Source organism: Mesorhizobium sp. M0207 (assembly GCF_040321995.1).
In the GTDB taxonomy this organism is placed as follows: Bacteria; Pseudomonadota; Alphaproteobacteria; order Rhizobiales; family Rhizobiaceae; genus Mesorhizobium.
On record NZ_JAMYSQ010000056.1, the window covers coordinates 1 to 8,185 of the forward strand.

Genomic DNA, 8,185 nt, shown 5'->3' on the forward strand with positions numbered 1-8,185 from the left:
GGGCTCTCACCGTGCGGCGCCACTTATAGATCAGGCTGGTCGCGACATCGTACTGACGCGCTACCGCCGCCACTGTGGCCCCGGGCGCGAATGCCGCGGCCAGGATCCGGCACTGATCCTCTTCACGCCAACGACGACGACGCTCAGGCCCGGTCAATAACGTCACATGGCTCATGCTGTGCTGTTAACTTCGCTCGTAAGGGCGACCTTAAGAGCGCAGCCTCGCTACCGTGCCGTCCTCTCGCAAGGCGGCCTTCGCCGGAGGGTATCGCTGAAGGCGCAACGATAGTCGGACAAGCCAATGGGTCCTCGCTTGCCAGTTCCATGACCGCCGCCATGCTGCAGAGCCGACGATGCTCTTTGTTAGATTCGAGCCCGGCCGAGAGTAGGGCTTTCAGTCGCAGATGCTAACGAGGCAGTAGGTTTCCTTGTTCCTTGGCCGTTTCGAGAAACGCCCCGCGGACCACTTCGCGTTTCACCTGATCGATCAAAGGCATGCTGGCAGAGCTGCACTGCGCTGAGCCATTTGGGCCACGCTGCTTGGTCCTGTGCAACAGTTGCTCAGCGGCTCGGCGGCCCGCTCGAAGTCGTTGCACTGATAGGCAATGCCAGGACAGGTGGTCCTTACGGACACTGGCGTCAGGATAGGCGCTTAATTTGAGAAGCTGGAAGGTGGGATGCTATCGTATTAGCGCGAAGGCCGTGTATCCTTTGAAATTCCATGCGCTGTGCAACTTCTCAAATAATACCTGCGTAGCCACTATGTGAATTGAAGCCGAGGACGATGACAACCAGCCGCGCGGCCTGGTGGCCGAGCGCCACGTCCGAAGGACGATGGAGGCCGCCAACGCGTGTCCGAAAATTGTAGCATACTTCGGACTCATACCTTGCGTTTGTCCGAAAAGCACAGCCGGACGGGACCGCCGAAGCGGCGAAAGCGACCCCCGCGCCTCCTATCCGAAGTCAGAGAGAACCAGAGAGGACCCATAAGAGGAACTTAAAGCCGCAAGAGCCCGCCGACCAACCCCGTTTAGCCGCAGCTAACGGAACGATGTAGGCCCTCGCGGGTTTAGAGGCGGCAGCGGATTCTTCGTGATGTGCAGCCGCTGTGGGCGGGTCCGTCGCCTCTCTTCCTCACCGGCGGCGGGCTCCTTTCGCGAAGGCGGTGTTGGTCAGAGAATCTTTACCGCCATCCAAGTTAGCTAGTTGCCATTGGGGGGAGTAACGTCCCCTCCTCTTTGCAGCAGCCAGGAACGCCTTGCGAGCCTTCTCAGGTTCCATCTCGTCGAAAATCACGGCCATGCAAACACGCACCGCGACGTCCCACAAGGGCCACGCTTGGTCCAGTTCATCAGTTCCTCGCCGGCTGCCTCGGCGTTGTTGACATTGCGGATGATCCCGAGACGCTCAGTCTTGACAGGGATCGGAGGGTTGAACCAGTGGGTTGTCATGTGGGGAAATGTCGGGCAACTATGGAATTTTGTCGGCCGATTCCAGCTTCCGCAGCTCAGACTGCTCTGAAAGCTCCCGCGCCAGTGTGGCAAGCGTCGGTGTCAGAGTTGGTTCGCCTACAAACCTTAGGAGCCTGCGCAGCTTCCGGCAGTAGTCTTCCGAACTGATCATCCCTCGGAAGGCACGTCCCCTACGCAGCATGGCCATGAGGGTCACTGAAGCTTCCTTCTGGTTCGTCGAAGGCCATAGAAGCCCGCGCTGCCAAAGTGATGGCGCTCCAATCAACCTCGACCTGCTCTCGCCGCTCAAGCTCCTGCAACAATGCAGCAAGGGACGCCGGCAGTTTCTCGTCGACTTCGAGACCAAGCCTGTTGCGGAGCATCTGACGATTATCTTCTGAGCTGATCAGCCGTTGAAAGGCTGTCCCTGCTGTTGGTCGTGCCGGCATAAGGTCGTTCCCACATTCGGTCTGAAACACTTTCGTTGTGAAAGGGTTCCGAAGGGGAAGCGAATAATTTGGTGAGAATCTCTGAGCCGGGATTGGATGACCAGCTCGCGCGAAGTTCCCCGTGCCGCTCTCGATCTCATAGAGGGTTGAACCAATGGGTTGCCATGTGGCTATTCGCGAAGGTCGAACGCGACGAACAGGCCAAAGGCTGGGCCAATCTCGACAATAAGCTCGACCAGCGCGCAGTCACTTTCCACCAGATGCGGCCCGGCTCGGCGCACCGCTGCGATGGTCTCTTTCACGGAGAGTCGGGAAAAATCAAGAAGAATGTTTGATGGAAATCTCTTAGCCGGAACCAGAGAAACAAGTACGGAGCGAGCCTCTGTACTCTTCCGCTTTGAGCTCAGCCAGCCCGCTAAGGACTTCTTCGGTCGGCCCCTCTTTGGCCCGATCAATAGCCGCAAGTAATGACTGTAGGGTTGGCGGCAGTTCTGGTTCGACCCCCAGATTTAAGAACGTTTGTACGTTATGACGATAGCCCTCGGAACGGATCAGTTTCCGAAACGCTTCGGAGACAGACTGATGGTCTGCTTTGTTGCTGGTTGCCATGGAAGTCCCTCCCAATGAGCCGCAACTCGCCCGCAACGAATGGGTTCCATCAGGACGTCGGAATATTAAGTATAAATTTCTGAGCGGGAGATCGCATAACCGGCTCGCGCGAAGACCCCCCCGTGCCACCTTCGTTTGCCGCAGCATTATCCTCGCTCTTTGAACTGAAGATTCGTGCCGGTCTGGCGTCGGCGTTGCACATCGTGAACGTTGGAATGCTTCTGTCCAATGTTGCTCACGCTGCCAATAGGGCAGGCTCTTGCGGCAGGGTGCCGCAAGGCCGCGAAACGCCGGCGCAGTTCAACCCACGCGACGTCGGTCAAAGCTGGGGGGATCGATCTCCATCAAGCGGTCTGCGGCCTCGACCGCAGTTCGTATCCTGCTGCACAGCGCGAGATTTTCGGCCAGCATCTCTTCAGTGCGTTGAAGCGCGAGCTCGGTCCGGTGGATGCGCTGCCTGGCATTGGCAACTTCCGATGTCAAAATATCGGCCGCCATCCCGTGGCCGTGGGGTTCCATAGTGTCCATGGGTTTCTAATACATGGGGGGCGATATCGTTCCCTGATGTCGGGCGAAACGGCGGGCCGCAGAAAAGCGCTATGGGCCGAATGACCAATGCACTCCCTGTCAAAACAGCGCCAGAAACAGGCGAACGGCTTCGGCCGCTCTACCTGCCATGGGCAGAGGCGATCACGGTCCAGAGGGTCATTGATCTGTTCAGGCACGACTACAACGCAAGCGACGACACACTCAGGCGGCTGGTGATCAAGCCCCGTCTTCACAATCAGACAATGCCCGGTGCTCCGTCGAGAATAAGCGCTCCCGGTTTGGCTATGGCGCTCGCCGGCGATGATGGCGCACTTGCGCGGTTGAGGCGGGACGATCGCGAGCACCCGCACAACTCGGTATTTCAAGCGGCTCGGCATCCCGCGACCCTGACCTGTTATCAAAAATTATGCTCGCGGCGACTGTCTAAAGTAGACATTAAGTAGATGTCGCGGCCCGACAGGGCCCCATACATGCCCATACGTTCGGAATTCCTCGACGAGGCCGCGCATGCGATTCTCTTGCCTCGAAACAGGGGCCGGAGATTAACGGGAATGAGGTTTATCGGTAGTCACGCCTGGGCCGTAATCGATTGCCTGTCGGATCGAGGCCGAGCAGCTTCAATTCCTCCAGATCGAACACTGAACTACTTGACCCGTTGCCTTCTCACGAACTCTTTCGAAAACACGCGATGAAGACCGAGTGCGCGCGATCCAGCTTGGCCCTCGCAACGAAATCGGCAGGGCCGACATGCGTTTGCCAGACAAGGTTTGGTGGGGCAGGTTTCCACGTAAGTTTTGATCCATAGGCCGCTTTGCCCGGAGCGGTGATACGTCCACGTAGAGTGCAGATCCGCGGCTCCAGCCTTCTCGCGCAAGCATTCGGCGTCTCCGCATGATCGACGCAGGATGTTTGCTGCAAGAGTGATGCATGATGGACAGTGGTGGGGCACGCATTGACGATGTCAGGCGTTCAGGATTTTCGCTTCCTTGGCGGCGCTGAGAAATGCCACGCGCGCTACATCCGGTGCGCTGCCGCCGCCGAGAACCTTCATGCATGCCATACGAGCCTGGATGCGGCGCGCGGTTTCTCCAATGGGCCAGCGGTAAAGCAGCATTTCGGCGGCTTCGCGGGTGCTCGAAACACTGACTTTGCCCGAGGACAGCAAAACGGTCACGGGCTCTTCGAACGTGCCGACGTCTCGTTCGTAGGTCATATGCTGGTCTCCTTTCGCAACCTCCCCAAGACTTTACGGGTGAACCATCCGTTCCGTTGCGTCACGTTTGTCCCGGTGGGCGAACATTCTGTGAGGACGGGAGCTCGTCCAGAGCGCGCGCTTGATCGCTCAGACTGGACTCGCCAACGCGTTGCGGTCCTCAAACAGCGAGAACCGTCCTTATCGCTACGGGCCACTTGCCGGCGCAGGCATCCACAGACGGAAGTCAATACTCATTTCTGGGGATGGAAATCTCGCGTGCAGATCGGCGAAGCTGGGCAAGAGGAGTGATCGTGATGACCGTTCTTGCCATAGCATCGCCAGCGACCCCCCACGGAACGCTGCGGGCCCGTCTTCTTGCCTGAAGAGCTGCATCTCTATTTGGAGTTCATCGGCCAGGCGCTGGCACAAATCCCGTCGACTGGATGAGCCTCGACGGCTTCCTTGCACGGCGGCCAAAAGATGTTCTCCACCAGCGGGCGCGCTGTAGAGTTTCGCGATTTTCGCCACAGCGACGATATTGGACACCAGGGTCCGCCGATCCATCAAGGCAACGGACGCCATCTTGGATCGGCTAATGGTCGATGCTCACGACGACAAAATTGCTCGGCGTCAGAAGATGTCCTGGCCAGCATGGGCTGGCTGGTCATTGTATCTCTCCGTCGGGTTTGCGCGCCGGCCTTAGCGGGCAGCGGATAGGCTACTTGGCGAGGAAGTCCGTGATGAGCTTGACCGTGGCGTCCGGATTTTCCTCCATGATCCAGTGACCGGAGCCCGGTACGATCCCAACAGTCACATGGGTCGCGACATAGCGTAGATCGTCTGCCTGGGCCGTGCCGAAAGACTTTTCAGCGCCAACGGCTAGCACCGGCATCGAGACTTTGCCGCCCTTCGCCAACAACGCCTTGTTGTCCGCCGCATCCTGGTTAAAGGCGGCGAATTGCTCGAAGGCGTCGTGCATGGCGTGAGGTCGCGCGTAAAGTACGGAGTAGTGCTTGCGCGTTGCTTCGTCGATGGCCTTCGGATTGGCTGACAACTCGTTCCAGAAACGGTCGAGATAGATACGCTCGCGCCCTGCTACCAGCCGCTCCATGTCGGGACCACGAAAGTTGAAATGCCACAGCAACGGCAGGCGGATGATGTTGTCCCAATCGCCGATGCCCGGCAGCGGCGCATCGATCACAACCCAGCGGGTGACTCGGTCGCGATACTGGGCGACGAAAGCGTAACCCACCATGTTGCCGATATCGTGGGTGACGAGGTCGGCCTTCTCGATCTTCAGATGGTCGAGGATACCGGCAATGTCGACGGCCTGGTTTTTCTTTGTGTAACCGGTGTCGGGATGGGCGGACAGTCCCATGCCGCGCAGGTCTGGCACGATTACGGTGTGATCTTGCATCAACTTTGCCGCAACAGGCGCCCACATGTCGCCACTGTCGCCGAAGCCGTGTAGCAGCACGACGGCGGGGCCCTGTCCCCCGATGCGGACATTAAGGCTCGTGCCGTTGGTTTCGATCGATTGCGTCTTGAAGCCTGGCGGGAATGGGACGACCCGCGCCGTGGCCGGCAAGCTAGCGAGCAGCAGACCTAGCACTGCCATGATCATCCTACACATGTCGTCCTCCGTGAACGTTGTTGCACTGAGCCATGCCGACGTCGGCGTGTCGCTGCCGATCCGCTTCGATGAGGAGCATAAAGACTCGCAGACGGCCCTAATAGCTCGAATCGCCGTCGATTGAACGAAGAAGGCCTTTTGTTGTGTTGCGTGATTCAGAATTGGTAGCATCAGGGCATGTTGGGAAAACTGTATGTCGCCTCTGCCGATGAGGTGGCTCGTCCTCCTGTGGTGAGGATCGGCTCGGCCCGCCCGGAGCAACGCTCGGACGCGCACTGTAGGGCGAGCCACCTCATCGCAGAGGCGGACATACGGTCTTACCATGATGAGTAGCGCCAAGCCTCACTATGAAGCCATCAAGGCCTTCTCACTGAGGATCTGAAGAAGATCACCGTGCCCACGCTGGTCATGCATGACGACGATGACAGGTCGTGCCGATCGAGGATTCGGGCAGGCTGTCGGTCAAACTTCTGAAGAACGGCACTCTGAAGGTCTATACGGGTTACCCGCACGGCATGCTGACGACGCACGCGGACGTCATCAACCACGACTTGCTGGCCTCGAGGGCTGAACGTATCTTTGGGACGCGTTCGCGTTCGCAAAATGACGTGGCGGAATTTGGCCCGCCAGGTCCATCTTTGCCGGCCGCAGGCGACGACCACTGACTGAACTGCCTTTCCGGCCATCTGCTTTAGCTGTGGCGTTGCCGTCGCTTTGCCCCGAGGTAGAGAAGTCGTGCATTGAGTGGCGGCACAACCGGATCCAGCCGTGTCACTTTCGCCGTCGTGCCGGGTTCGAACCCGCACGGCACAGTGAACGATCGCATCGCGCCGCATTTCGGCCGTGGAGGGCGGCTTCGCCTTGGTTCAAGCAGACCCATTTAGCGTGTCTCGGCCCGCCGCCGGAATTCCTCGGCGCTGTTCCGCATAGGATACGGCTGCTCCGGGATCGGGACGCCAAGATGGCGGCATAGCGGCTCCCATCCTTGCCCGAGTACATGCACGAGCAGTCGGCCAGGCGGCACAGTGGTGAGTACGTCGTGCCGATGTGATTCGTAGACGGCTATCGCGTGAGCGCGATCGACGCGTCCTCCAAAGACCTTGCCGAAAACGAGGGTCCCCCCCAGAGAGTCCGGTTCGACCTGACCGCGGCGCGTCACCTGAAACGCGCTTTCGATACTTGTCCACCAGCTTTCGGCCGAGCGGTCCGTGTGAACGATCCGTGCTTCCGGATACGCTTCGATCAATTCGCGCCAATAATAAGAGGAGGGCCAGTCCACGCAGGATGAGTAGCCCTCAAACAGACTCTCCCAGTCTGCCGACGCACCTTTGGCTAAGGCCCTCCAGCGCTGCTTCTGAATGGCGCTCCCATCGAATTCGAACATGTGATGGCAGGGTCCGAAGCCCAACAGGTTGAGCGCCTCTCGCATGGAGTCAGTTCCGGTGCGCCCGAAACCCGTTCCGATGACCTTGAGCGGCATGACAGCCCTCCACCGTGCCTGCGCCGAACCGGATCATTTATCTCCGCCAGCCGAGCACTATAACAGCTGTTTTTTGCGAAAGTCCGTCTTGCGCCACTGCCGGTCCTTCGTTGCGCGCCTCACTAGCTGACCTTCAGGCACTGGCGGAGTCTGGCCTTCGCGGACCCCATGCGACTATTCTAAAACTTCTAAAATTGGCGACAGGCAAGTCACGGGCATCGCGTCCTACACCTTTACCGGAAGAGCATTGATCATAGCTGTGGATACGGAATACGCCTCTGAACAGATTGGCGAATGTCGCCTGCATCGCGCGCCTGGCAGATCACGCTGCCACACCGGGTATACAAGGTGGTAACGGCAGAGCCGCCGCCGGCCGGCGTGTTGGTGGTGGCCGTGCGCCGGCCAAACGCGTCATAGGTGATGCCCGTCGCCCTGCCAGACTCTCCGGGATAGACGATGCCGATCAGCCGAGGTAGCACGCCACAACTTGAGACGGTTTTGATCGAGATGATTGTCCAAGCGGCAGATTTTCCGGCGGCCAGCTTCGATACCGTAGCAGGCGACTGCGCCGATAAATCTGGAGGCCGAATACTCTTCAATGTTCGCGTTGACAGCCATGTGGATGTTCAGCGAGTTGCCGCCATCGCGAGCAAATCTGACGAGGGGGACGACTCCTTTGCTTTTGCTGTTGGATCGTACGGGGACGTCGATCAAGAGTAAGCGGGTAGCTGATGCCGTTCAGCGATGGTAGTTCCAAGGCATGAGCGCCTCGATAGCGCTGTTTGGCCAGCCATTGGCGATGCGCTCGAGGGTCTGGGT

At 59.0% G+C, this 8,185-nt stretch carries 9 protein-coding genes and 2 pseudogenes; 2 read left to right on the forward strand and 9 right to left on the reverse strand.

Annotated elements, in window-relative coordinates:
• The 8 genes and pseudogenes from NKJ15_RS32500 to NKJ15_RS32535 form a co-directional block, all read right to left on the reverse strand.
• A partial coding sequence (locus tag NKJ15_RS32500) for a transposase (RefSeq protein WP_352819795.1) occupies positions 1 to 175 on the reverse strand: 175 nt, incomplete at its 3' end.
• 959 nt (positions 176 to 1,134) lie between these two features.
• Positions 1,135 to 1,374: pseudogene (locus NKJ15_RS32505) on the reverse strand (DUF982 domain-containing protein); the annotation flags it as partial.
• 268 nt (positions 1,375 to 1,642) lie between these two features.
• Positions 1,643 to 1,900 (reverse strand): hypothetical protein, encoded by a 258-nt coding sequence (locus tag NKJ15_RS32510; protein ID WP_352819784.1) that lies wholly within the window; start codon positions 1,898 to 1,900, stop codon positions 1,643 to 1,645.
• A 170-nt stretch (positions 1,901 to 2,070) separates the two neighbouring features.
• Complete coding sequence (locus NKJ15_RS32515) at positions 2,071 to 2,202, reverse strand: hypothetical protein (RefSeq protein ID WP_352819786.1); 132 nt, start codon at positions 2,200 to 2,202, stop codon at positions 2,071 to 2,073.
• A gap of 43 nt (positions 2,203 to 2,245) precedes the next feature.
• Complete coding sequence (locus NKJ15_RS32520; RefSeq protein ID WP_352819787.1) at positions 2,246 to 2,509, reverse strand: hypothetical protein; 264 nt, start codon at positions 2,507 to 2,509, stop codon at positions 2,246 to 2,248.
• A 300-nt stretch (positions 2,510 to 2,809) separates the two neighbouring features.
• Complete coding sequence (locus NKJ15_RS32525; protein ID WP_352819788.1) at positions 2,810 to 3,007, reverse strand: hypothetical protein; 198 nt, start codon at positions 3,005 to 3,007, stop codon at positions 2,810 to 2,812.
• A gap of 1,012 nt (positions 3,008 to 4,019) precedes the next feature.
• On the reverse strand, positions 4,020 to 4,271 hold the full coding sequence (locus NKJ15_RS32530) for a DUF982 domain-containing protein (RefSeq protein WP_352819790.1): 252 nt from the start codon (positions 4,269 to 4,271) through the stop codon (positions 4,020 to 4,022).
• Positions 4,272 to 4,971: 700 nt separating this feature from the next.
• Positions 4,972 to 5,886, reverse strand: coding sequence for an alpha/beta fold hydrolase (locus NKJ15_RS32535; RefSeq protein WP_352473352.1), 915 nt, complete (start codon positions 5,884 to 5,886; stop codon positions 4,972 to 4,974).
• Positions 5,887 to 6,208: 322 nt separating this feature from the next.
• Between NKJ15_RS32535 and NKJ15_RS32540 the strand changes: the two are divergent.
• Positions 6,209 to 6,446: pseudogene (locus tag NKJ15_RS32540) on the forward strand (alpha/beta fold hydrolase); the annotation flags it as partial.
• Positions 6,447 to 6,766: 320 nt separating this feature from the next.
• Here NKJ15_RS32540 and NKJ15_RS32545 read toward each other — a convergent pair.
• Entirely contained in the window at positions 6,767 to 7,366 is a 600-nt protein-coding gene (locus NKJ15_RS32545) for a sulfotransferase family protein (protein WP_352819791.1), read from the reverse strand.
• Between the two features lie 456 nt (positions 7,367 to 7,822).
• Here NKJ15_RS32545 and NKJ15_RS32550 point away from each other — a divergent pair, with 456 nt between their 5' ends.
• A complete protein-coding gene (locus NKJ15_RS32550; protein WP_352819793.1) occupies positions 7,823 to 8,086 on the forward strand; it encodes a hypothetical protein in 264 nt (87 codons plus the stop codon).
• Positions 8,087 to 8,185 lie beyond the last annotated feature (99 nt).